Here is a 23,485-nt window from a genome sequence, read left to right as displayed (position 1 = left end):
CTGACATCCGGTGTGCCTGCGTCGCCTTCGAGCGCGGGGCCGCCCTGCATCAAGGTACGTGATGATTACCGACCTCGAGTTCCAGAGCCTGGCCGCCCAGGGCTATAACCGCATCCCGCTGCTCAGCGAGGCTTTTGCGGATCTTGAAACCCCGCTGTCCCTGTATCTGAAGTTGTGCGCCGGTGCCGGCAACGGTCGGCACAGCTTCCTGCTGGAGTCCGTCGTCGGCGGCGAGCGCTTCGGCCGCTACTCCTTCATCGGGCTGCCGGCCCGCACCGTGCTGAAGAGCCAGGGGCTGCGTACCGAAGTGCTGCGCGACGACGCGGTGATAGAGACGCACGAGGGCAATCCGCTGGACTTCATCGAGGCCTACCAGCAGCGCTTCAAGGTCGCGCTGCGGCCCGGCATGCCGCGCTTTTGCGGTGGCCTGGCCGGCTACTTCGGCTATGACGCGGTGCGCTATATCGAGCCCAAACCCGCCAAGACACAGAAAAGCGGCGGCCTGGACACGCCCGATGTGATGCTCTTGCAGTGCGAGGAACTGGCCGTCATCGACAATCTGTCGGGCCGGCTCTACCTGATCGTCTACGCCGACCCCTCCCAGCCCGAGGCCTACTTCCGCGCCAAGAAGCGCCTGAGCGATCTGCGCGACAAGCTGACCTACAGCGTCTCGGCGCCCCAGGTCAAGCGCGGCCAGTCGCACCCGGTCGAGCGCGAGTTCGCACGCGCCGATTTCGAGGCCGGCGTGCTCAAGGCCAAGGACTACATCGCGGCCGGCGACTGCATGCAGATCGTGTTCGGCCAGCGCCTGCGCAAGCGCTACACCGAGTCGCCGCTGAGCCTGTACCGCGCGCTGCGTTCGCTGAATCCCAGCCCCTATATGTACTTCTACGATATGGGTGACTTCCAGATCGTCGGCGCCTCGCCGGAGATCCTGGTGCGACACGAGCGCACACCCGAGGGCCAGCAGATCACGATCCGCCCGCTGGCCGGCACCCGCCCTCGCGGCGCGACGCCCGAGCTCGATGCGGCGCTCGAAGTGGAGCTGAAGGCCGACCCCAAGGAGCGTGCCGAGCACCTGATGCTGATCGACCTGGCGCGCAACGACATCGGCCGCATCGCCAAGACCGGCTCGGTCAAACTGAGCGATGCCTTCGCGGTGGAACGCTACTCGCATGTGATGCACATCGTCTCGAATGTCGAGGGCACGCTGCGCGAGGGTTTGAGCAATATGGATGTGTTCCGCGCCGCCTTCCCGGCCGGCACCTTGAGCGGCGCGCCGAAGATACGCGCGATGCAGATCATCGACGAGCTGGAGCCGGTCAAGCGCGGCATCTATGGCGGCGCCTGCGGCTATCTGAGCTTTGCCGGCGATATGGACCTGGCGATTGCGATCCGCACCGGCATCGTGCAGGACCAGACCCTGTATGTGGCCGCCGCCGCCGGCATCGTGGCCGACTCGGTGCCCGAGCTGGAATGGAAGGAAACCGAGGCGAAGGCGCGCGCGCTGATTCGCGCGGCTGAACTGGTTGAGGAGGGCTTCTAAATGCTGCTGATGATCGACAACTACGACAGCTTCACCTTCAATCTGGTGCAGTACTTCGGTGAACTCGGCGCCGAGGTCAAGGTGGCCCGCAACGACGAGATCACGCTGGAAGAAATCGCCGCCCTGAAGCCCGACCATCTGGTGCTTTCGCCCGGGCCCTGCTCGCCTGCCGAGGCCGGCATCTGTGTGCCGGCCATCCAGCATTTCATCGGCAAGCTGCCCATCCTCGGTGTCTGCCTGGGTCATCAGAGCATGGGGGCGGCGCTGGGCGGCAAGATCGTGCGCGCCAAAACCCAGATGCATGGCAAGGCCAGCACCATCACGACCGACCAGAAGGGCGTGTTCAAGGGCCTGCCTCGCGACTTCAGTGTGATCCGCTACCACTCGCTGGTGATCGAGGAAGCGTCCTGCCCCCAGGAGTTCGAGATCACCGCGCGCAGCGAGGACGGCGAGATCATGGGCGTGCGCCACCGCGAGCTGGCCGGCACGGCCACGCCGCTGGAGGGCGTGCAGTTCCATCCCGAGTCCATCCTGTCCGAGCATGGCCATGCCATGCTGAAGAACTTCCTGGAGCGAGCACTGTGAATATCGTCGATCTGCGCAGCGATACCGTCACCCGACCCACGGCCGCGATGCGCGAGGCGATCGCGCGCGCCGAGGTGGGCGACGACGTCTTCGGCGACGACCCGACGGTGCTGGCCTTGCAGGCACGCATGGCCGCGCTGACCGGCATGGAGGCGGCGCTGTTCATGCCCTCGGGCACGCAGAGCAATCTGTGCGCGATGCTGGCCCATTGCGAGCGCGGCGACGAGTACATCGTCGGCCAGCTGGCCCACACCTACCGCTATGAAGGCGGTGGCGCGGCCGTGCTGGGCAGCATCCAGCCCCAGCCGCTGAGCCAGGATGGTCGTGGCCGGATGGATCTGGCCGACATCGCGGCGGCCATCAAGCCGAACGATCCTCACTTCGCGCGCAGCCGCCTGCTGTGCCTGGAGAACACCTGGAACGGCCAGGTCATGCCGCACGCCTATCTGGCCGAGGCCACGGCCCTGGTGCGTCGTCACGGCCTGAGCTGCCATCTGGACGGGGCGCGGGTGTTTAACGCGGCGGTCACCGATGCCGGGGAGGGTGGCGATGTGTTCGCGGCGCTCGCGCGCATCACCGCGTATTTCGACAGCGTCTCGGTCTGCTTCAGTAAGGGCCTGGGCGCGCCGGTGGGCTCGATGCTGTGCGGCTCGGCCGCGCTGATCACCAGGGCGATGCGGGTGCGCAAGATGGTTGGCGGCGGCATGCGCCAGGTCGGCCTGCTGGCGGCCGCAGCCAACCATGCGCTGGATCACCATGTGCTGCGCCTGCGTGAGGACCATGCGCTGGCCGCCAGCCTGGCCGAGGGGCTCGCGGGCATCGAGGGGCTGAGCGTGCGCCCGGTGGACACCAATATTGTTTTTGCTGATGTGACCGACGGACGCGGCGCCGATCTGCTGGCCCATCTGAAGGCGCAGGGCATCCTGGCCACAGGCCTGATCGGCCTGCGTTTCGTGACCCACCTGGATGTCGATGCCGAAGGTATCCGCCGCACCGTGGCCGCCGTGCGCGAGTTCTTCGCCGCCGGTGCCAAGGCGCCGGCCCCAGCAGTCCGCGCTGCGACCGGACCGTATTGAGATTTGCAGGAGCGACAAGCATGCCCATTACCGACAACGAAGCCCTGACCCGCGTCATCGAGCACCGCGAGATCTTCCATGACGAGATGCTGACCCTGATGCGCCGCATCATGGCCGGCGAGATGTCGCCGGTGATGGCCTCGGCCCTCCTGATCGGCCTGCGCGTCAAGAAGGAAACCATCGGCGAGATCACCGCAGCCGCGCAGGTGATGCGCGAGCTGAGCAACAAGGTGCCGGTGCCGCCAAGCCCGCACCTGGTCGATGTCGTCGGTACCGGCGGCGATGGCGCCCACACCTTCAATATCAGCACCTGCTCGATGTTCGTCGCGGCCGCAGCCGGCGCGCAGATCGCCAAGCATGGCAACCGCAGCGTCTCCAGCAAGACCGGTAGCGCCGATGTGCTGGAGGCGCTGGGCGCCAACATCATGCTGAGCCCGGCCCAGGTGGCCGAGAGCGTCAAGCAGACCGGCATCGGCTTCATGTTCGCGCCGAATCACCATCCGGCGATGAAGAACATCGCCCCGGTGCGGCGCGAGCTGGGTGTGCGCACCATCTTCAACATTCTGGGCCCGCTGACCAATCCGGCCGATGCGAAGAACATCCTGATGGGCGTCTTCCACCCCGATCTGGTCGGCATCCAGGTGCGCGTGATGCAGCGCCTGGGCGCCGAGCATGCGGTGGTGGTCTATGGCAAGGACGGCATGGACGAGATCTCGCTGGGCGCGGCCACCTTGGTCGGCGAGCTGAAGAACGGCGAGGTGCGCGAGTACGAGATCCATCCGGAAGACTTCGGTCTGGCCATGGTGAGCAACCGCAGCCTCAAGGTCGCCGGTCCCGAGGAATCGCGCGTGATGCTGATGGGCGCGCTGGAAAATGTCGAAGGGCCGGCGCGCGATATCGTGATCCTGAATGCCGGCGCGACGCTCTACGCGGCCAATGTTGCCGAATCGATCGCCGAGGGCATTGCCAAGGCCCGTGCCGCGATCGCGTCCGGTGCCGCCAAGGCCAAGCTGGCGCAGTTCGTCGCGGCGACCCAGTCGCTGGGCAAGGCTTGAGAGAGAGAAAGATCGAGATGGACGACATCCTGAAGCGCATCGTTGCGGTCAAGCACGAGGAGATCAAGGCGGCGCGCGCCGCGCTGCCGCTGGCGACCGTGCGGCGCGAGGCCGAGCAGCTCGGCGGCCTGCGCGATTTCGAGGCCGCGCTGCGCGCCAGGATCGCTGCAGGCCATAGTGCAGTGATCGCCGAGATCAAGAAGGCCAGCCCCAGCAAGGGCGTGATTCGCGCCGACTTCCGGCCCGCCGAGATCGCTGCCAGCTACGAAAAGTACGGCGCAGCCTGCCTGAGCGTGCTGACCGATGCGCAGTTCTTCCAGGGCGCGCCGGCCTATCTTCAGCAGGCCCGGGCGGCCTGCGCGCTGCCGGTGCTGCGCAAGGACTTCATGGTCGACGAGTACCAGGTCTATGAGGCCCGCGCGATGGGGGCCGATTGCATCCTGCTGATCGCCGCCTGCCTGGAAGACGCGCAGATGGCCGATCTGGAGGCCTGCGCGCAAAGCCTGGGCCTGGCGGTGCTGGTCGAGGCGCACGACGGCGCCGAGCTGGACCGCGCGCTGCGGCTGAAGACGCCGCTGGTCGGCATCAACAACCGCAATCTGCGCAGCTTCGAGGTCACGCTGGACACGACCCTGGGCCTGCTGAAGAACGTGCCGGCCGATCGTCTGCTGGTCACCGAGAGCGGCATCCTCGGCCCGGCCGATGTGCGGACCATGCGCGCGGCCCAGGTCAATGCCTTCCTGGTCGGCGAGGCCTTTATGCGCGCGCCCGATCCCGGCGCGGCGCTGGCCGAGCTGTTCGCGTGAGTGCCGACGCGGTCTCTGGCGGCTGGGCGCCCATCGTCGAGGCCTGGCGCGCCAGCCCGGCCGGCCAGGGCCTGGAGGCCTATCTGGCCCAGCGCCGCGCTGCCGGTGCGACGATCTATCCGCCCGAGCCCTATCGCGCGCTGCAGCTGACCCCGCTGGACCAGGTCAAGGTCGTGATCCTGGGTCAGGACCCGTACCACGGCCCGGGGCAGGCCGAGGGCCTGTCCTTCTCGGTGCCGCGCGGTCTCAAGAAACTGCCGCCCAGCCTGCGCAATATCTACAAGGAGTTGCAGCGCGATCTGGGCCTGACGCCGCCGGCCCATGGCCATCTTGCCACCTGGGCCGAGCGCGGCGTGCTGCTGCTCAACACCTGCCTGACGGTCGAGGACGGCGCGCCGGCCAGCCATGCCAAACGGGGTTGGGAGGCGCTGACCGATGCGCTGATCCGGGCCGCGGCGGCCGATGCTGCACCCAAGGTCTTCATGCTCTGGGGCGCGCACGCCCAGGCTAAGGCGATGCTGATCGCGGCGGCCGGTCCCCAGCATCTGATCCTGCAGTCCAACCATCCCTCGCCGCTGTCGGCGACACGGCCGCCGCTGCCCTTCATCGGCTGCGGTCATTTCTCGCGAGCCGCCCAGTGGCTGGCCGAGCAGGGACGGGCGCTGGAGTGGCGTTTACCGGAATAACCCTGATTTGGTGCCTTATTGGTATTAACCCGAGATTAAGGCAGAACCCGCGTCACTGAGGGTAAATCAGTGGAATACCAATTGACGTACCGGTATCTCTGGTACTAGACTGGTATTAACATGAGAACGGTCCTCGAACGCGCGCTCGATGCGCTCACTCCCAGCCATATCAAGACCATACGCTACCTGGTGGGCGTCGATGGCGGTGGCACCGGCACCCGTCTGCGGCTGGCCGATCTGGATGGTCGCCCGCTGGGTCAGGGTGAGGCCGGGCCCTCGGCCTTGGGGCAGGGGGCCGAGCAGGCTTGGCATCATATCCAGCAAGCCCTGCAGGCGGCTTGCCGGCAGGCGGGCCTGGACTCGCTGAACCTGGCCGAGTGTGCCATCGGTCTGGGGCTGTCGGGGGCCACCGTCGTCGAGCAGGCCCAGGCTTTCATGCGCATCCAGCCCGGCTATGCCCATGTGGTGCTGGACAACGACGGCTACACCACGGTGCTGGGTGCCCATGGCGGCGCGCCGGGCGCGGTGGTCGCGGCCGGCACCGGTTCGGTGGGCGAGGCCTTGCGAGCCGATGGTTCGCGCGTCATGAGCAGCGGCTGGGGCTGGATCAACGGCGACGAGGGCAGCGGTGCCTGGCTGGGGCTGAAGGCGATGCGCCATGCCCAGCAGGCGCTGGACGGCCGGGTGCCGGCCGGGCCGCTGGCCCGCGCGGTCTGGGCTTTTGCCGGTAGCGACCGCGAAACCCTGCTGGCCTGGTGCGCCAGCGCCGCCCAGCATGGCCACGCGCGATTGGCGCCGCTGGTGTTCGAGAACGCCGCGCATGATCCGGTTGCCCAGGGCTTCGTCAACGAGGCCGTGGCCGAACTGGAGCGTCTGGCCTTGGCGCTCGACCCGCAAGGGCAGTTGCCGCTGGCGCTGTGCGGCAGTGTGGCGCTGCGTCTGGCGCCGCTTTTTTCCGAGTCGATACGAGCCCGCTGCGTCGCGCCCCAGGGCGATTCGGCCGCGGGCGCGCTGCTGCTGGTTCGCGGCGCCTTAACCGAGATGGGGTCCTAAGAAAATCATGTCAAGCGCCGCCAAGCTGCCCTTTCAATTCAAACCCGATCCGCAGGCCGCCTCGCCGCTGTATATGCAGCTGGCCCAGAAGCTGGCCCAGGCGATCCGCGACGGCCAGTACCACGCCGACGAGGCCCTGCCCTCGGAGCGGGTGTTGTCCGAATCGCTGGATCTCTCGCGCGTCACGGCCCGCAAGGCCATCGACCGGCTGGTCGAGCAGGGGCTGATCATCCGCAAGCGCGGCTCGGGCAACTACATTGCGCCCAAGCTGGAGCAGCCGCTGTCGCGCCTGACCAGTTTCTCGGAAGAGCTGCACCAGCGCGGCTTCAAGCCCAGCTCGCGCTGGCTGACGCGCAGCTTCTCGCTGGCCGCGCCCGATGAGCAGCTGAGTCTGGGTCTGACCACGGGCGAGCGGGTCTCGCGCCTGGAGCGCCTGCGCCTGGCCGACACGGTGGTGATGGCTTACGAGGTCAGCGTGCTGCCCGAGGCGGTGCTGCCCGATCCGCAGGCCGTCGAGGCCTCGCTGTACGCCCATCTGGCCCAGCATGGCGGCGCGCCGGTGCGCGCGCTGCAGCACATCCGCGCCATCAATGCCGAGCCCAAGCTGGCCGAGTTGCTGGAAGTGCCGGTGGGGCAGGCGGTGCTGTTCATCACGCGGGTGGGCTTTCTGGAGTCGGGCCAGGCGGTGGAGCTGACGCACTCCTACTGCCGCAGCGATTACTACGACTTCGTCGCCGAGATGCGGCGTGAGGGCTGAGGCGGGGATGAGTTTGGGCCAGACCATCGAGGGCTATGTCCTGACGCCGCAGGGCTTTGTGCGCGGCACGCTGACCCAGCGGGACGGCCGCATCGCGGCCATCAGCGGCGAGCCGGTCAGCGAATCCGAGGTCCGCCACGGCCGGGCGCTGCCGCTTGTGCTGCCGGGCTTCATCGATGTGCATGTGCATGGCGGTGGCGGGCGCGACACGATGGAAGGCGGCGACGCCGCGCTGGCGATCGCCCGCATGCACGCACGCCACGGCACGACCGCGCTGCTGGCGACGACGATGACGGCGCCAATGGGGGATATCCGCACGGCGCTGAGCGCGCTCGGCCCGGTCTGCCGCGAGCGCGCGAGCGGCAGCGCCCGGGTGCTGGGCGTGCATCTGGAAGGCCCCTACATCAACCCCGGCAAGCTCGGCGCCCAGCCCGACTTCGCCAAGCCGGCCAGCATCGAGGAAATCCAGGCGCTGCATGCGCTGGCCCCGATCCGGCTGATCACGCTGGCGCCCGAGCTGCCCGGCAATCTGGATCTGATCAGCGCGCTGCGTGCGGCCGGTTTCCAGGTGCAGATCGGCCATACGCTGGGCACTTACGAGGATGGCGTGGCCGCGCTGGCGCATGGCGCCGGTGGCTTCACCCATCTGTTCAATGCGATGACCGGCCTGCACCACCGTGAGCCGGGCATGGTGGGCGCGGCGCTGGCCCATGCGCAGTATTCGGAAATCATTCCCGACCTGCTGCATGTGCATCCGGGCGCGATCAAGGTGGCGCTGCGCGCCATCCCCTGCCTGTTCTGCGTCAGCGATTCGACCGCCGCAGCCGGCATGCCCGATGGCGAGTACAGCCTGGGCAGCCACAAGGTGCGCAAGTGCATGGGCGGCGTGCGCCTGCCCGACGGCACGCTGGCGGGCAGCACGCTGACGCTGGACCAGGCGTTGCGCAATCTGGTGGGGCTGGGGCTGGAGATCGCGGACGCCTCGCGCCGCGTCTCCACCCATGCGGCCGATTACATGGGCCTGGACGATCGCGGCCGCCTGGCCGTCGGCGCCTGGGCCGATTTGGTGGTGATGGACCGGGATCTGCAGTTGCAGCGTGTGCTTGTTGAAGGGGAAGAGATTGACATCGCGAATGCTTGAGGAAGCGCTGAGCGCGCCCGCCGCCGTGGCGCGCCAGCTGGCCGCCGACCAGAATGCCTATGCGGCACTTGGCGAGGCGCTGCGCGCCAGCCCGCCGACCAGCCTGCTGACGGTGGCCCGCGGCAGCTCCGACCATGCGGCCCACTACATGGCCTATCTGATGATGGCGCGGCTGGGCCGGCTGGTGACTTCGCTGCCGATGTCGCTGATCACGCTGTACCAGAGCAAGATCGAGTGCAAGGGCCTGGTCTCGCTGGCCTTCTCGCAGTCCGGCCAGAGCCCGGACCTGGTGGCGCCGACGAAATTCTTCAGCGCCGGCGGGGCCCGCACCGTGGCCTTTGTGAACGCCGAGGGCTCGCCGCTGGCGGCCGCCGCCCAGCATGTGTTCGGCCTGCATGCCGGCCCGGAGCAGAGCGTCGCCGCGACCAAGAGCTATATCGCCCAACTGGTGGCCGGTGCCCGCGTGGTCGCGGCCTGGCAGGCGGACGAAGACCTGTCCGCCGCGCTGCAGACCCTGCCGCAGGCGCTGGAGAGGGCGGCCGCGCTGCGCTGGGATGTGGCGGTCGAGGCCTTGAAGGATGCCGACAAGCTGTTCGTGATCGGCCGCGGCACCGGCCTGGCGATCGCGATGGAGGCGGCGCTGAAGTTCAAGGAGACCTGCGGCATCCAGGCCGAGGCCTTCTCGGGTGCCGAGGTCAAGCACGGGCCCATGGCCCTGGTCGAGGAGGGCTATCCGCTCTTGGTGTTCGCGCCGCGCGGCCCGGCCCAGGCCGGCCTGATCGCGCTGGCCGAGGAGATGCGCGGCCGTGGCGCGCGCGTGCTGCTGGCAGCCCCGGCCGGCACACCCGGCGCGGAGCTGGAACTGGCGTGCACCGGCAACGAGGATCTGGACCCGATCGCCGCTGTGCAGAGCTTCTACCCGATGGTGGAAGCGCTGGCGCGCGCGCGCGGGCTCAACCCCGACCAGCCGCGCCATCTGGCCAAGGTCACGAAGACGCATTGATCATGAGCGCCACCCCTGCTTTCCAGCCCGGCCGTCTGGTGATGGTCGATATCCAGGGCAAATCCCTGGACGCGGCCACGGCCGCTTTTCTGCGCGAGCACCATATCCGCGCCGTCTGCCTGTTCCGCAAGAATCTGGGCAGCGAGGCCGAGGTGCGCCAGCTGACCCGCGATCTGCGCGAGGTGATGGGGCCCGAGGCCCTGATCGGCCTCGACCAGGAGGGCGGCTCGGTGGTGCGCGCGACCTTCCTGCCGCAGCCGCCCTCGGCGATGGCGCTGGGTGCGGCCGGCGACGAGGCCTTGACCGAGCGGGTCGGCGCCGCGGTGGCCCGCGGCCTGCGCGGCATCGGCGTGAACTGGAATTTCGCGCCGGTCACCGACATCAACAACAACCCAGCCAACCCGGTGATCGCCGAGCGCAGCTTTGCCGAGACCGCCGACGAGGTGACCCGGCTGGCCGGAGCCTGGATGCGCGGCTCGCTGGCCGCCGGCGTGGCCTGCTGCATCAAGCATTTCCCCGGCCATGGCGACACCCATGTCGACTCGCACCTGGACCTGCCGACGGTGGACAAGAGCCGCGCCGAGCTGGACGCGCTGGAGCTGCGGCCCTTCAAGGCCTTGCGCGAGCTCGCACCCTCGGTGATGACGGCCCATATCGTCTATCCGCAGATCGATCCCGACTATCCCGCCACGCTGTCGAAGAAGGTGCTGGGCGGCATCCTGCGCGAGGAGCTGGGCTACGAAGGCGTGGTCATCACCGACGCGCTGATGATGAAGGCCATCGCCGAGCGCTATGGCTATGCGCGCGCGGCGGTGCTGGCCATCGACGCCGGCGCCGACATGATCCTGGCGCAGGGCTCGCTGGAGGAGCAGGGCCAGTCTATCGCGGCCTTGCAAGCGGCCTTTGCCAGCGGCGAGCTGACACAAGCCCAGGGCGAGCGCGCCGCTGCGCGCCTGGACGCGCTGGCCCGCGCCTACCCGGTGGTGCATGACGACTACCGCGGCACGCAGCGCGACGGCGATGACGCACTGATGCGCCAGGCCTGGGCGGCCGGGCTGACGGCGCTGCGCGGCGCGCAGGCGCCGGCACGCAGCGAGCGGCTGCGTGTCTATGTGCAGGACAGCGTGCCGACCGACGGCGTCTCCGAGGCGGGTCCGACCGGCGCGCAGGTGCGGGCACTGTTCGACGGTTTCGGCGATGTGGACTTCGTCGCGCTGGATGACATTGCCGCGCTGGCCTGGGCCGATGTGCCGGCCGACGGCCGCCGCACCATCGTCGCCTCGACCCACCGGGCCCGTTACGGCGAGCAGGCGGGCCAGTGGCGGCCGGACCTGCACTTGGTGCTGTGGAACCCGTTCCAGGCGCTCGATGTGGCCGCACCGACGGTCATCACCTGGGGCTATGCCGATGGCGCGCTGGCCGCGCTGCGCGACTGGCTGCAGGGCCACAGCCAGGCGGCGGCGCGCTCGCCCGTGACTCTGAACTGAGGACGCCATGACCCCGCCACGCTCCCCCTTCGCTTCCCCGATCCGCTGGGTGCCCACGCTGTACTTTGTGCAGGGCATGCAGTTCTTCGTCGTGATGCTGATCGCCGGCCTGATGTTCAAGAACATGGGTGTGGCCAATGACCAGATCGCGCGCTGGACCGGCTTGCTGGGCCTGGCCTGGGCGATCAAGCCGCTGTGGAGTCCGTTCCTGGAGCTGGCGCGCAGCAAGAAGCTGATCGTCGTCGCGATGCAGTTCACCGGTGCAGCGGGTCTGGCGCTGATGGCGCTGGCGCTGCAGCTGCCGATGTGGTTTGCGGCCAGCATCGCGGTGCTGTTCGTGCTGGCCTATGCCTCGGCCACCCATGACATTGCCTGCGACGGCCTCTATATGGCCAGCCTCGACGCCAGGCAGCAGGCCGCCTATGCCGGCTGGCAGGGTGCGTTCTTCAATGCCTCCAAGTTTCTGACCCTGGGCGGACTGCTGGTGCTGGCCGGCCAGCTGGAGCGCAGCATGGGCGTGATGAACGCCTGGTCGGTGATCTTTGCGCTGCTGGCGGTGCTGCTGGCCCTGCTGGCGGCCTACAACGCCTATGCGCTGCCCGGCACGCTGAATACCGGCCATGCCGAGCTGACGGCCGCCAGCGTCTGGCGCACGCTGCGCGAGGTGATCGCCGATTTCCTGAGCAAGCCGGGCATCTGGTTGATGGTGCTATTCATTGTGCTGTTCCGCTTCGCCGAGGGGCAGGTGCAGACCATAGGCCCGTTGTTCCTGATCGAGGCGCGCGACAAGGGTGGCCTGGGCCTGAGCACCGAGCAGGTCGGCGGCGTCTATGGCACGGTGGGCACGGCGGCCTTTCTGGTCGGCAGCATCCTGGGCGGCTACTTCACCTCCTGGCTGAGCCTCAAGCGCGCGATGCCCATCCTGATCATCGCGATGGCCGTGCCCAATGTGACCTTCTACTACCTGAGCCTGACACTGCCGCAGGACATGTTCCATGTCGGTGCCGCCATTGCGGTGGAGATGCTGGGCTACGGCTTCGGCTTCGTTGGCATGATTCTCTACATCATGCAGGTCGTCGCCCCGGGCAAGTTCCAGACCGCGCATTACGCGCTGGGCAGCGGTGTGATGCAGCTGGGCTTCATCTTCTCCAAGACCATCAGCGGCGACATCCAGCTGGCCATGGGCTACCAGAGCTTCTTCCTCTGGACCATTGCCTGCGGCGCGCCAGCCCTGCTGCTGCTGCTCTTCGTCAAGATCCCGGCCGCGCGAGCGGCGGCGCCCGTCGAGCCCGGCGCGGCCGAGCCTGTTGCCACCCGCTGAAGAAAAGACACCGACATGTCCAGTGCTTTGCGCGCGGCGGCGCTGGCCGCCGCCCTGACCACCGTTTGCCTTTGTCAACCTGCGCGGGCGCAAGCGCCTGCGCAGGTTTTTTTTGACGATTTCAGCTACCGCCACAGCGGCGAGCTGGGCAGCGGCGGCTGGACCCCGCGCAGCCAGACCGGCCATCCCGGCATCCCAGGCGCGCAATGGCGCAGCGACGCGCTGAGCCTGCTGGACGATGCCGAGCTCAAGGGCAACCGCCTGCTGCGCCTGCGCGCCGCCACCGATGGCACCGGGCAGGGCACGCAGCAGGTGCAGCTGTGCCATGCGCGCAAATATCTGGAGGGCACGTATGCGGCGCGGCTGCGCTTTCGCGATGCGCCCAGCAGCGGCGCCGACGGCGACCCGGTGATCCAGACCTTTTATGTGGTCAGCCCGCTGAAGCACGACTTCGATCCCGAGTTCAGCGAGATCGATTGGGAGTACCTGCCCAACGGCGGCTGGGGCAGCCCGGACACCCGCATCTACGGCATCAGCTGGCAGACCGTCAAGCTGGAGCCCTGGCAGGCCTTCAACGGTTCGCACCAGGAGCGCGGCTCGCTCAACGGCTGGCACACGCTGATGATGCAGGTGCTGGACGGCGAGGTACGCCTCTTCATCGACGGCCGCCAAGTGGCCACGCATGGCGGGCGCAACTACCCGGTGGTGCCGATGTCGATCAACTTCAATCTGTGGTTCTCGCCCGGTGGCCTGCTGCCGGCCAGCGCCACGCCGCGGGTCTATGAGCAGGATGTGGACTGGGTCTTTCATGCGCGCAACGCGCGGCTGAGCCCGGCCGAGGTGGCGGCGCAGGTGGCTGCGCTGCGCCAGGCCGGTTCTGCCCGCGTCGACCAGGTGCCGCCGGCCCAGCCACCGCTGGACAGCCGCTGCGACTTCTGAGCCCGGTCCGTAACAGTCGATGAATCAACGCTACGCCTCGGTCGATGCGCTGCGCGGCCTGTGTGTCGCCGCGATGCTGCTGGTCAACAACCCCGGTGACTGGGGCCATGTCTATGCGCCGCTGCAGCATGCGGCCTGGCATGGCTGCACGCCGACCGATCTGATCTTTCCCTTCTTCCTGTTCATCGTCGGCGTCTCGCTGAGCCTGGCGCTAAGTCCCAAGGTCGAGGCAGGCGTCGCCATCGCGCCGCTGCGCCGCGCAGTGCTCGTACGTGCGCTGCGCATCCTGCTGCTGGGCCTGGCCCTGCATGCGCTGGCCTGGTGGCTGATGGACAAACCCCACTTCCGCCTGATGGGCGTGCTGCAGCGCATCGCGATCTGCTTTGCGCTGACCGGGCTGGCAGCCCTGGTGCTGCGGCCGCGCCAGCAATGGGGCCTGCTGCTGGCCTTGCTGCTGGGCTGGGGGCTGTTGCTGCTGAGCGGCGGCAGCCTGGACAAGGCCGGCAATATCGCTGCCCGGGTCGACAGCCTGCTGCTGGGACCTCTGGCCTACGAATGGCGCGAGGGCCTGGCCCATGAGCCCGAGGGCCTGCTGTCTACCCTGGGTGCGCTGGCCACCACCATGCTGGGCCTGCGCGTTGGCGCCTGGCTGCGCGAACGCCACACGAAGGCGCTGTTGGCCACCGGTCTGCTCTGCCTCGTGGCGGGCTGGCTGTGGAGCCAGTGGCAGCCGATGAACAAGCAGCTGTGGACACCCAGCTTCGTGCTGTGGAGCGGCGGCGTCGCGACCCTGACCCTGCTGCTGGCCCAGCGCCTGATCGATCAGCGCGGCTGGCCGGCGCTGGGGCGCAGCTTCGGGGTCAACGCGATCACGGCGTATGCGGGGGCTTGGGTGATGAGTGTGGTGCTGGACGGCATGGGCTGGTCCGGGCCGCTCTACCGTCTTGGGCTGGGCTGGCTGCCGCTCGCGCCCGAGGCGCGCTCACTGGCGTATGCCCTGTGCTTTGTGCTGGTCTGGGTCTGTGTTGCCCGGGCTTTGGACCGGCGCGGCCTCTACGTCAAGATCTAGCCAGGACCGTCGGTCGTCTGCGAGAGTTTTCTTCGATGCCTGATCGCCGGGGTCTGCCCGGTGCCCTGTGGTGCGGGCCCAGTGCCGCCGCCCATCTTTCGCGGTCCTCGCGGCCGCCCGTTTCACGAGTACCGCCATGTCCCCAAGTCCTGCATCCTGGCCTCAGTTGAGCGGTGAGCGCTGCCACAGCATTGACGCGCTGCGAGCCCTGACCATTGTTGCGATGCTGCTGGTCAACGAATGGCACGGCGTCAGCGGCGTTCCGCAGTGGTTGCGTCACTATCCTGCGGACGCCGACGCGATGAGTGTTGCCGACCTGGTGTTTCCCTTCTTTCTTTTCATCGTCGGCATGTCCATTCCGCCTGCGCTGCAGGGCCGGCTGTCCTCGCGTGGCATCGCTGCGGCACTTGGCACGGTGGCGCTGCGCAGCTTGGGCCTGGTCGTGCTGGGCGTGCTGATGGTCAATACCGAAGCCGGGCATTTCTTCGCTGCGGCGATGCCGTTGCCCATCCATGCCTGGGCGGTGCTCAGCTGCCTGGGCTTCTTTCTGATCTGGGGCTCGGTGCGCGGCGGACCCGCGCTGGCTTGGCCCTGGCGTGTGGCGGGCTGCGCGCTCTTGCTGGTGCTGGCCTGGGTCTGGCGCGGCGGTCCCGACGGCAGCGAGCGCATCGCCCCGCAGTGGTGGGGCATTCTGGGCCTGATCGGTTGGGCCTATGGCATCGCCTGCCTGGCCTACCTGGCGCTTCGCGGGCGTCTGTTGCTGCTGCTCGCGGCCATAGGCGTTGCGCTGGGCTGGCGCATGTTGGGGGCCGGCTGGGGCGACGGGCATGCGGCCCATGCGCTGATCGTGCTGGCCGGTGCGGTGACCATGCTGCTGTTCTACGACCAGGCCCTGCCTCTGGCCCTGCCGAAGCGGCGAGCGCTGGCGCTGTGCTTTGCGCTGCTGATGCTGCTGTTGGCGACTTTGCTGCGGCCTGCCTATCCGATCTCCAAGATTTATGCCTCACCGAGCTGGGTTCTCTACAGCTCGGCGCTCAGCGTGCTGGCCTTTGGCGGGTTGCATGCATGGCTGGATGTGGGACATCGCTTGATGCCTGGTTGGCGCTGGTTGGCGCCGGTGGCCGCAAACCCGCTGCTGACCTATTTACTGCCGTTTGCACTCGGCGCGCTGGCGCACCTGTTAGGCCTGACATGGCCGACTCCGGTACTGCGGCATGGTGTTGCCGGCGTGCTGGCGGGCAGCGTGTTCCTGCTTTTTGTGTTGTGGCTGGTGCGCCTGCTGAGCGCGCGTGGCGTGCGCCTGCGGGTCTAGCGCGCATTGCCGGGGCGTGGCGCCAGCCCGCCCTTGAGAGACAAGGCCTTGGGCATGCCTCGCAGGCGCTGCCATGGCCGCCAGCACCCGGGCGCTGCGCCAGCGTCGCGGTGCCCGGGTGCGGCGATGCCGCGCCGATCCTGATCCGCGCGCCCCTCTCCGACCGGTGACTGGCTCGACGCCAACTGGCCGACGAGCCGCTCTCCTTGCCCGGCCGCCAGGCCAGATGCTGACCACAAGCACATGGTGCCGAATAAATACCGATTGCAGGCCTATTGCAAGCACCAATGCACTACCAAATCGCGCAAGTGTCCTCAGTCACTGTGTCGCAAACCCCGACAAATCAGGGAAAACGCGGATCATGAAGTGGTAGCAAAGTGGAGTTATTGAATCGTACATTGGCATCCGATTGGTTTCTTTTGATGCCATCTAGGGGAGGCCGAATGCCTGCCATGCACTCCACAAGCAGGCAAGGGTTTCGCGTTTAAACAGGCCGCTTCATTGACGGCCATATCGAGGAGCAGTTCATGAAGATGGTCAGACAGACCCCCATCGCGGCCGCCGTGTCGCTGACATTGCTGAGTGCGGTCTTTGCCGCCCAGGCTCAGCAGGCCGATCAAGCGGCCAAGAAAGCGGAAGCAAGCCAGCTCGACCAGGTGGTCATCACCGGCATTCGCGCGTCGCTGGAAACGGCCGCCAACATCAAGAAGAACGCCAGTGCCGTGGTCGACGCCGTGTCTGCCGAAGATGTGGGCAAGCTGCCTGACGCCGATGTCGGCCAGGCGCTGGGGCGCATTCCCGGCATTTCGATCGGCCGGGCCTTCGGGCAGGGCTCGTCGGTGTCGATCCGCGGTACCGATCCCCAGATGACCTACACCACCTTGAACGGTCAGACCGTGGCCTCGACAGGCTGGTACGACCAGAACGACATCGATCGCTCCTTCAATTATTCGCTGCTGCCTGCCGAGTTGATCGGTGGCATGGAGGTCTACAAGTCCTCTCAGGCCAACCTGACCGAGGGCGGCATCGGCGGGACGGTCATCGTCAAGACCCGCAAGCCGCTGGACTTGGCGGCCCATACCGCTTTTGCGACCGTGCGTTACGGTGATGGCACCATCAGCGAGCCTGAGAAAGACGTCTCCGGGCTGTACAGCTGGCGCAACGAAGGCCGCACCCTTGGCGTGCTGGTCGCCGGCGGCACCTCCCGCGGCAACTACATCCGCCGGGGCATTGAAGCCGACAGCCGCTGGTCTTCAGACGTCGCGCCCACCACCTTCTTGCAGGAGCGCAAGCGCGACGCGCTCAATGTCGCATTGCAAGCCCGGCCGATTCAAGGCCTGGAAGTTGGCCTGAGCTTGTTGAACATGAAGCTGTCTGCCGACAGCTCCAACACCAGCCATTACCTGTTCCACGGCCCCAACTGCACCAAGCGGAATCCGGCGGTCAAGTCCACCTTCAATCCCGACGGCATCTGCCTCAGCAGCACGACCACGGCTGCCAATCCGCTTCCGAACAGCTTCCTCCAGGTCTGGGCACGTGCGGCCGAGATGAGCTCTGACAGCGTCTCTTTTGACGCGCACTACACGCTCGACAAGGCGAAGTTCGACTTTGTCATGGGGAGCACCAAGGCCAAGGGCGGCACTTCGGTGACCAGCAACTACCAGACGCGCTCGTGGACAGATCCCTCTGACCCGGTCGGCTTCGAGTACTTCAAGCCGCCCGCCTGGCAAGGCACGATCGATGCTACCGGCAAGCAGATCGTCGTCAGCCCCACCGCGGACCCGTCTTTCAATCTGAGCCATATGCCCAAGAAGATGGGGCCTCAGGACTGGGCCGCGCTGGCCGGTCCGAACCGAGACAAGGAACAGTACGCCCAGCTGGACGGCACTTTCGATCTGAACTGGGGTGCCATCAGCGTCTTCAAGACGGGGGTTCGCTTTGCCGACCACACCTTCGAGAAGCGGGGCTACCGTCCGCGCTGGAATGCGACCATGGTGCCTGCCGACACATCCAGCCTGTTCAATGGCTCGGTCCAGGTGGCAAGCTGGCATGTGCCGCGGCCGAACATCGGCGCCATGATCAACAACACCCAGCAGAACGTCGAAACCTGGATCGAGAACCGCGCTGCCTACGGCGAACTGAACGAGAAGAATCGTTCGGCCTACGGCATGTTCGAGTTTGACACCCAGGACGTGCGCGGCAACTTCGGCCTGCGCTACATCTCCACCACGATCACGAGCACCGGCTACAAGTTCGACGGATCGCCGCTGCAGCCGGGCGACTACGCCGGTAATATCAACTGGGGCCGCAGCCTAGCGGTGACGACGGCCAAGTACAACGACGTCCTGCCCAGTGTGAACATTGCCTTTGACTTGAAGCGCAATCTTGTCTTGCGCATGACGGCATCCCAGGCCATCACCCGCCCGAATTTTGCCGAAATGTTCGGCGTGACGGTGTCCGGCTATGACGACGACCGCACCCAGAACGAGACCTGGACCGTGGGCAACGTCAAGCTGAAGCCGATGAAGTCCAGCCAGGCAGACCTGAGCCTGGAGTACTACTACGGGCGTGGCAATATGCTGTCCGCGACCTTTTTCACGAAGGACATCTCCAACTTCGTCACAGCCGAGGTGAAGGAGAACCAGAAGGTTGGACTGGTCGATCCCCTGAGCGGCGTTGACAACTGGACGGTCCAGAGCTTTGTGAACTCGGGAGGCGGTCGTATCCGCGGCCTGGAGTTGCAGGCCAACCATGCCTTCGGCAACGGTTTTGGCGTCAGCGGCAACTACACCTTCACCGAAGGCAAGGCCCCGGGAAGCAGCTATCTCGACAAGCTGGGTGTCTTCACCCAGGCGTCCAAACACAACGTCAACCTGGTTGGCTACTACGAGACCCAGGACTACTTCGCTCGTGCGGCCTACAACTGGCGCTCCAAGTACATGATTCGTGAAGGCGCCTACTGGTTCGGCAACCGCATGCACGATGCCTTCGGCACCCTGGATGCCAGCCTGGGCTGGAACATCACCAAGAACCTGAAGCTGTCTTTGGACTTCATCAATCTGCTGAAGGAGGACGATGTGCAGTACGGCGCCGCCGCCGCCTCCAACACTGCGGTCAAGGACCCGCTGCGCGCCGGCTTCCCGGCCTGGAGTGCCAAGGGTGAAACGACCTACAAGCTGGGTCTGAGCGCCAAGTTCTGATGCTCGCCAAGCGCCCATGAGAAAGCCCGGCAACAGCCGGGCTTTTTTCGAGCCGCTGCGCAGACAATCAGTGGCTGTTTCCGTGCCAGTCACCACAACTTTAGGAGCCGCTGGCAGACCATGGATGACCTGTTTGCGATTCGTATGCCGCCTGAAATCCGCTCGGTGCGGGTCGGCGAGCACCAAGTCGTGTTCATCGACGATTTCCTGGCGCACCCCGATGCCTTGGTGGAGGCGGCCGCCCAGGCCCGCTTCGAGCCCTGTGCGGGCGCGGATGAGCGCAAGGGCTATCCGGGCGTGCGAGCATCGGTGCCGAAGGCTTACTCCGAGAACCTGACGGAATTGCTCGACCCCTTGATCCGGCTGAACTTCGGTGTGCCGGAGGAACTCGCGCTGCGCAAGTCGCCGTGCAACTTCTCGCTCACCAATGTCGCACCGCAGGATTTGGGTCCCTTGCAGCGCGTGCCGCATTTTGACGCCAGCACACCGCACTTCATGGCTGTACTGCTCTACCTCTGTGATGAGCGGCATGGCGGGACGGCCTTCTACCGACACAAGGCCAGCGGCCTGCAGCAGATCACGGCCAACACGCGCGATCGCTATGGCGAGATGATCTATGCGGAGGGCGAGCGGTGCCCTGCGCCACCGCGCTACTTCTCCGACTCGAACGAGTGCTTCGAGTTGCTGGGCATGATGCCCGCACGCTTCAACCGCTTGGTGATCTATCGCGGCAGCCTGCTGCACTCGGCCATCGTCAACCCGCAGCAAGGCCTGAGCAGCGACCCGCGCCAGGGCCGGCTGACCCTCAATCCCTTCTACGACTTCTAGCGCCGTCGACAGGCCCCAATTGGCAAACGCGCGGCCTTCGGCCGCGCGTTTTGCTTTGTCTGGCCGGCGTGATGCTACAAAGCTTGATGCGCAAGTAAAAAAGCCCAGCGGCTGCCGGGCTTTTGTGGTGTCGGGTGTCCGTCGATCAGAACTTGGCGCTCAGGCCCAGCTTGAAGGTGGTCTCACCCTTGAAGCTCCAGGCCGGGAAGCCGGCGCGCAGCGGGTCCTTGATGCCGGTGTTGGAGGCGGCGGCGGCGCCGTACTGGACATCATCTTCCTTGGTCAGATTGATGGCCTCGAAGGACAGTTTCAGGTTCTTGGTGATGTTCCAGCCCAGGCTGGCGTCCAGCGTGCCGTAGGCGTCATGCATGCGGTTGCCGTACCAGTAGGCGCCTTCGCGGATCATGTACTTGGAGCGCCAGTTGTAGGCCAGGCGGCCGAAGTAGCGCTCGTTCTCGTAGTAGCCCACCAGGTTCACATTGTGCTTTGAGGACTGGGTGAACACGCCCAGCTGATCCAGGTAGCTGCTGGCGGGAGCGTTACCCTCGGTGAACGTGTAGTTGCCCAGCGCGCCGAAGCCGTTGCCGAAGGCGTGGCTGGCCTGCAGTTCCAGGCCACGGATCTTGCCGCCGCCGGCGTTCTGGAAGCTCTGCACCGTCCAGTTGTCTACACCGGTTCTCGGGTCGACCAAGCCAACCTTCTGATTTTCCGTGACGTTGGCGACGACGAAGTTCGAGATGTCTTTCACGAAGTAGGTGGCGGACAGCATATTGCCACGGCCATAGTAGTACTCCAGGCCGATGTCAGCCTGGCTGGACTTCATGGGCTTGAGGCCGATGTTGCCGACTGTCCAGGTTTCGTTGCCATTGCGGTCGTCGTTGTAGCCCGACACCGTCACGCCGAACATATTGGCGAAGTTCGGGCGGGTGATGGCTTGCGAGGCCGTGGCGCGCAGCACCAGGTCCTTGCGCAAGTCGAAGGCCAAGTTCACGCTGGGCAGCACATCGTTGTAGGTCGACTTCGTCGAGGCCGTGGTCTTGGCCCAGTTCTGATTGCCGGAGTACTGGTCAGCCGGGGTGACGCCGTCGAACTTGTAGCCGGTGCTGGTGGCCTTGGTGGAGATGTAGCGCAGGCCGAAGTTACCGCGTAGGCCTGGGGTGTCGAACTCGAACAGGCCGTAGACCGAGCGGTTCTTCTCGTTGAGCTCGCCATAGCCCGAGCGGTCTTCCACCCAGGAGCCGATGCTCTTGGCGGTGTTGCGCAGCATGGCGCCGATGTCCGCGCGTGGAACCGACCAGCCGCCGACATTCACCGATCCGTCGAACAGCGTGCTGGTGCTGGTCGTTGCGTGGAGGGGGCCGCCGTCATCGAAAGTGACGTTCCAGACCGGGCGGAAGCTGCGCTTCTCGAAGGTGTGATCCGCCATACGCACACCGGTCTTGAAGGCGGTGATGACGCCCCAGTCCAGGTCGAAGGTGGCGTCGAGCTGACCGAACTTTTCCTTATCCTTGTTCGGGCCGGCCGAGGTGGCCCACGATTGGGCCGCCATCTGGGAGGGCAGGGAACTCAGGCCCCAGGACTGGTTGGTGCTCGGGTTGATCTGGATTTGTTTGCCAGTGGCGTCGATCGTGCCCTTCCACTCGGGACGGGTGAAGCCGGTAGCCCAGGAGTTGCTCTGATAGTTGGTGGTGGCCGAGGTGCCGCCGCTGGCCTTGGTGCTGCCGATCACAAGGTCGAACTTGGCGTTGCCGAGCGTGTAATGGGCATCGGCGACGACGCTGTCCGAGTCCATGCTGGCGCCACGGGCCCAGACCTGGAAGAACTTGTGGGTCGGGCCGGAGGTTGCGCTGCTTGTGCTGTGCAGGCAGATGCCGTTGGGATTGAAGGCCGAACTCACAGCGGTGTTGCGCTTGTCGCAGTTCGGGTCATGCATCAGGTAATCGCTGGCGTTGGAGCTGTTGGCGTTCAACTCCATCTTCATCAGATTCAGACCCAGCTCCAGGCCTTCGACCGGGCGTGCCTGCAGGGCGACATTGAAAGCGGTGCGCTTGCGTTCCTGAATGAAGGCGGTGGGTGCCACATCGCTGTTCCAGCGACTGTCCGCCTCGACGCCACGGCGGATGTAGTCGCCCTTGGACTGGCCGGCGGCAACCAGCACGCCGAAGCTGCGGGCCTCATTGCGCCAGCTGTACAGGCCGGAGAACTCCTTCTCCGGGTCGCTGATGGTGCCGTCGCCGTAGCGCACGCTGCCGAAGGCGGTGTTGGCCTTCAGGTCCAGCGGCTTGCGGGTCTTGACGATCACGGTGCCGCCGATGCCGCCTTCGGTCAGGTTGGCCTGCGAAGACTTGTAGACCTCCATGCCGCCGATCAGCTCGGCGGGCAGCAACGAGTAGTTGAACGAGCGGTCGATGTCGTTCTGGTCATACCAGCCGGTGGACGCGACGGTCTGGCCGTTCAGCGTGGTGTAGGTCATCTGCGGATCAGTGCCGCGGATCGACACCGCAGCGCCTTGGCCGAAGGCGCGGCCCACCGAGATGCCGGGAATGCGACCCAGCGCCTGGCCGACGTCCGCGTCCGGCAGCTTGCCCACGTCCTCGGCGGACACGGCATCCACCACGGCGGTGGCGTTCTTCTTGATGTTGGCGGCGGTTTCCAGCGAAGCGCGGATACCGGTGATCACCACCTGGTCGAGTTGGCTGGCCTCGGGCTTCGCCGCCGCTTGTCCGGCCTGCTGGGCTTGGGCGGCAAACGCCACGCCCAGCAATGTCAGCGACACGGCGGCCGCGATGGGGGTCTGTCGGACCTTCTTCATAAACTGCTCCTCGATATGGCCGTCAACGAATCGGCCTGTTTAGACGCGGAGCCCGATGCATACCCATGGAGAAGTGGCATGCGTCTGGCGCCCCAGATGGACATCAATGTGCAACCAATGCCATGCCACTATACGGCGGTGTAGTGCCACTTTGCTACCACTTCATGACTCGTGTTTTCCCTGCTTGTCGTTGCTTTTGCGACAGCAAACGGGTGTTGATGTTGTTTCTTGGTAGCTAATTGGTATTGCTTTCGGGTTTTGGCTGGTATTGGTTATAGGTGATGAAGGAGTGGGGTGGTGCGTTCCTGCCGTGAGCTGGGGGCTTGGCGTCGCTGGACTTGAAAAGTCTTTGCGGCCCAAAAAAGCTGTGCTATAGTCGCAGGCTCGCCTCGGAGGGGTGGCCGAGTGGTTAAAGGCAGCAGACTGTAAATCTGCCCGCTAACGCGTACGCTGGTTCGAATCCAGCCTCCTCCACCAAGGCGAACGTTTTGATGGGTCGAGATGCCGGTGATCCGGGTCTCGATTCCAGCGAGGCGATGAAGAAGAGTTGGATTGATCAAGACTCCCGGGCGGGAGTAGTTCAATGGTAGAACCTTAGCCTTCCAAGCTAATGACACGGGTTCGATTCCCGTTTCCCGCTCCAGTTGTGGGGTGCTTGGTTGTGTAGGGTGGTTGTTGCGTCGATACCGGTTTGCTGGTTGGTTTGCCGTCAAACCTGTGTCGATGCCCATGTGGCTCAGTGGTAGAGCACTCCCTTGGTAAGGGAGAGGTCACGCGTTCGATCCGCGTCATGGGCACCACCAATTTCT

The 23,485-nt window shown here is 66.1% G+C and carries 18 protein-coding genes and 3 tRNA genes; 20 read left to right on the top strand and 1 reads right to left on the bottom strand.

Annotated features, from left to right (window positions below):
* Positions 1–61 precede the first annotated feature (61 nt).
* The 17 genes from trpE to PO768_RS12720 all read left to right on the top strand — a co-directional run bounded on the left by trpE (position 62) and on the right by PO768_RS12720 (position 19,864).
* On the top strand, positions 62–1,546 hold the full coding sequence (trpE, locus tag PO768_RS12800) for an anthranilate synthase component I (RefSeq protein WP_272646371.1): 1,485 nt from the start codon (positions 62–64) through the stop codon (positions 1,544–1,546).
* A complete protein-coding gene (locus PO768_RS12795) occupies positions 1,547–2,131 on the top strand; it encodes an aminodeoxychorismate/anthranilate synthase component II (RefSeq protein ID WP_272646370.1) in 585 nt (194 codons plus the stop codon).
* Positions 2,128–3,207, top strand: coding sequence for a low-specificity L-threonine aldolase (ltaE, locus tag PO768_RS12790; protein WP_272646369.1), 1,080 nt, complete (start codon positions 2,128–2,130; stop codon positions 3,205–3,207). The genes PO768_RS12795 and ltaE overlap by 4 nt, the downstream gene beginning before the upstream one ends.
* A gap of 20 nt (positions 3,208–3,227) precedes the next feature.
* Positions 3,228–4,262 (top strand): anthranilate phosphoribosyltransferase, encoded by a 1,035-nt coding sequence (trpD, locus tag PO768_RS12785; protein WP_272646368.1) that lies wholly within the window; start codon positions 3,228–3,230, stop codon positions 4,260–4,262.
* Between the two features lie 17 nt (positions 4,263–4,279).
* Entirely contained in the window at positions 4,280–5,068 is a 789-nt protein-coding gene (gene trpC / locus PO768_RS12780; RefSeq protein ID WP_272646367.1) for an indole-3-glycerol phosphate synthase TrpC, read from the top strand.
* Positions 5,065–5,754 carry a uracil-DNA glycosylase gene (locus PO768_RS12775; protein ID WP_269838282.1) on the top strand — a complete coding sequence of 230 codons (690 nt, stop codon included), beginning with the start codon at positions 5,065–5,067 and terminating at the stop codon, positions 5,752–5,754. The genes trpC and PO768_RS12775 overlap by 4 nt, the downstream gene beginning before the upstream one ends.
* A gap of 120 nt (positions 5,755–5,874) precedes the next feature.
* Positions 5,875–6,807, top strand: a complete 933-nt coding sequence (locus PO768_RS12770) for a BadF/BadG/BcrA/BcrD ATPase family protein (RefSeq protein WP_269838281.1) — start codon at positions 5,875–5,877, stop codon at positions 6,805–6,807.
* 7 nt (positions 6,808–6,814) lie between these two features.
* On the top strand, positions 6,815–7,564 hold the full coding sequence (locus PO768_RS12765; RefSeq protein ID WP_137942916.1) for a GntR family transcriptional regulator: 750 nt from the start codon (positions 6,815–6,817) through the stop codon (positions 7,562–7,564).
* 7 nt (positions 7,565–7,571) lie between these two features.
* The gene (gene nagA, locus PO768_RS12760; RefSeq protein ID WP_272646366.1) at positions 7,572–8,705 is read left to right on the top strand and encodes an N-acetylglucosamine-6-phosphate deacetylase; all 1,134 of its coding nucleotides are present in this window, start codon (positions 7,572–7,574) and stop codon (positions 8,703–8,705) included.
* Complete coding sequence (locus PO768_RS12755; RefSeq protein ID WP_272646365.1) at positions 8,698–9,708, top strand: SIS domain-containing protein; 1,011 nt, start codon at positions 8,698–8,700, stop codon at positions 9,706–9,708. Before nagA ends, PO768_RS12755 begins: the two co-directional genes overlap by 8 nt.
* A gap of 2 nt (positions 9,709–9,710) precedes the next feature.
* Positions 9,711–11,195 (top strand): beta-N-acetylhexosaminidase, encoded by a 1,485-nt coding sequence (nagZ, locus tag PO768_RS12750; protein ID WP_272646364.1) that lies wholly within the window; start codon positions 9,711–9,713, stop codon positions 11,193–11,195.
* A gap of 7 nt (positions 11,196–11,202) precedes the next feature.
* Positions 11,203–12,516, top strand: coding sequence for an MFS transporter (locus PO768_RS12745; RefSeq protein ID WP_272646363.1), 1,314 nt, complete (start codon positions 11,203–11,205; stop codon positions 12,514–12,516).
* Between the two features lie 15 nt (positions 12,517–12,531).
* Positions 12,532–13,455, top strand: a complete 924-nt coding sequence (locus PO768_RS12740) for a glycoside hydrolase family 16 protein (RefSeq protein WP_272646362.1) — start codon at positions 12,532–12,534, stop codon at positions 13,453–13,455.
* A gap of 19 nt (positions 13,456–13,474) precedes the next feature.
* Complete coding sequence (locus PO768_RS12735) at positions 13,475–14,524, top strand: acyltransferase family protein (protein ID WP_272646361.1); 1,050 nt, start codon at positions 13,475–13,477, stop codon at positions 14,522–14,524.
* Positions 14,525–14,660: 136 nt separating this feature from the next.
* Positions 14,661–15,836, top strand: coding sequence for a DUF5009 domain-containing protein (locus PO768_RS12730; RefSeq protein WP_272646360.1), 1,176 nt, complete (start codon positions 14,661–14,663; stop codon positions 15,834–15,836).
* Between the two features lie 527 nt (positions 15,837–16,363).
* Positions 16,364–19,036 (top strand): TonB-dependent receptor, encoded by a 2,673-nt coding sequence (locus tag PO768_RS12725; protein WP_272646359.1) that lies wholly within the window; start codon positions 16,364–16,366, stop codon positions 19,034–19,036.
* A gap of 120 nt (positions 19,037–19,156) precedes the next feature.
* Positions 19,157–19,864, top strand: a complete 708-nt coding sequence (locus PO768_RS12720) for a DUF6445 family protein (protein WP_272646358.1) — start codon at positions 19,157–19,159, stop codon at positions 19,862–19,864.
* Between the two features lie 145 nt (positions 19,865–20,009).
* Here PO768_RS12720 and PO768_RS12715 read toward each other — a convergent pair whose 3' ends face one another.
* The gene (locus PO768_RS12715) at positions 20,010–22,676 is read right to left on the bottom strand and encodes a TonB-dependent receptor (protein WP_272646357.1); all 2,667 of its coding nucleotides are present in this window, start codon (positions 22,674–22,676) and stop codon (positions 20,010–20,012) included.
* Between the two features lie 391 nt (positions 22,677–23,067).
* Here PO768_RS12715 and PO768_RS12710 point away from each other — a divergent pair.
* From PO768_RS12710 to PO768_RS12700, 3 genes are all read left to right on the top strand, one after another.
* Positions 23,068–23,153, top strand: a tRNA-Tyr gene (locus tag PO768_RS12710).
* A gap of 92 nt (positions 23,154–23,245) precedes the next feature.
* Positions 23,246–23,319: transfer RNA gene (locus PO768_RS12705), tRNA-Gly, on the top strand.
* Between the two features lie 82 nt (positions 23,320–23,401).
* Positions 23,402–23,476: transfer RNA gene (locus PO768_RS12700), tRNA-Thr, on the top strand.
* The last annotated feature ends 9 nt before the right edge of the window (positions 23,477–23,485 follow it).

Source organism: Paucibacter sp. XJ19-41 (genome assembly GCF_028462495.1).
GTDB lineage: Bacteria > Pseudomonadota > Gammaproteobacteria > Burkholderiales > Burkholderiaceae_C > Roseateles_E.
The sequence above is the reverse complement of the archived record's forward strand: the minus strand, read 5'-3'. Positions and strand labels throughout refer to the sequence as shown.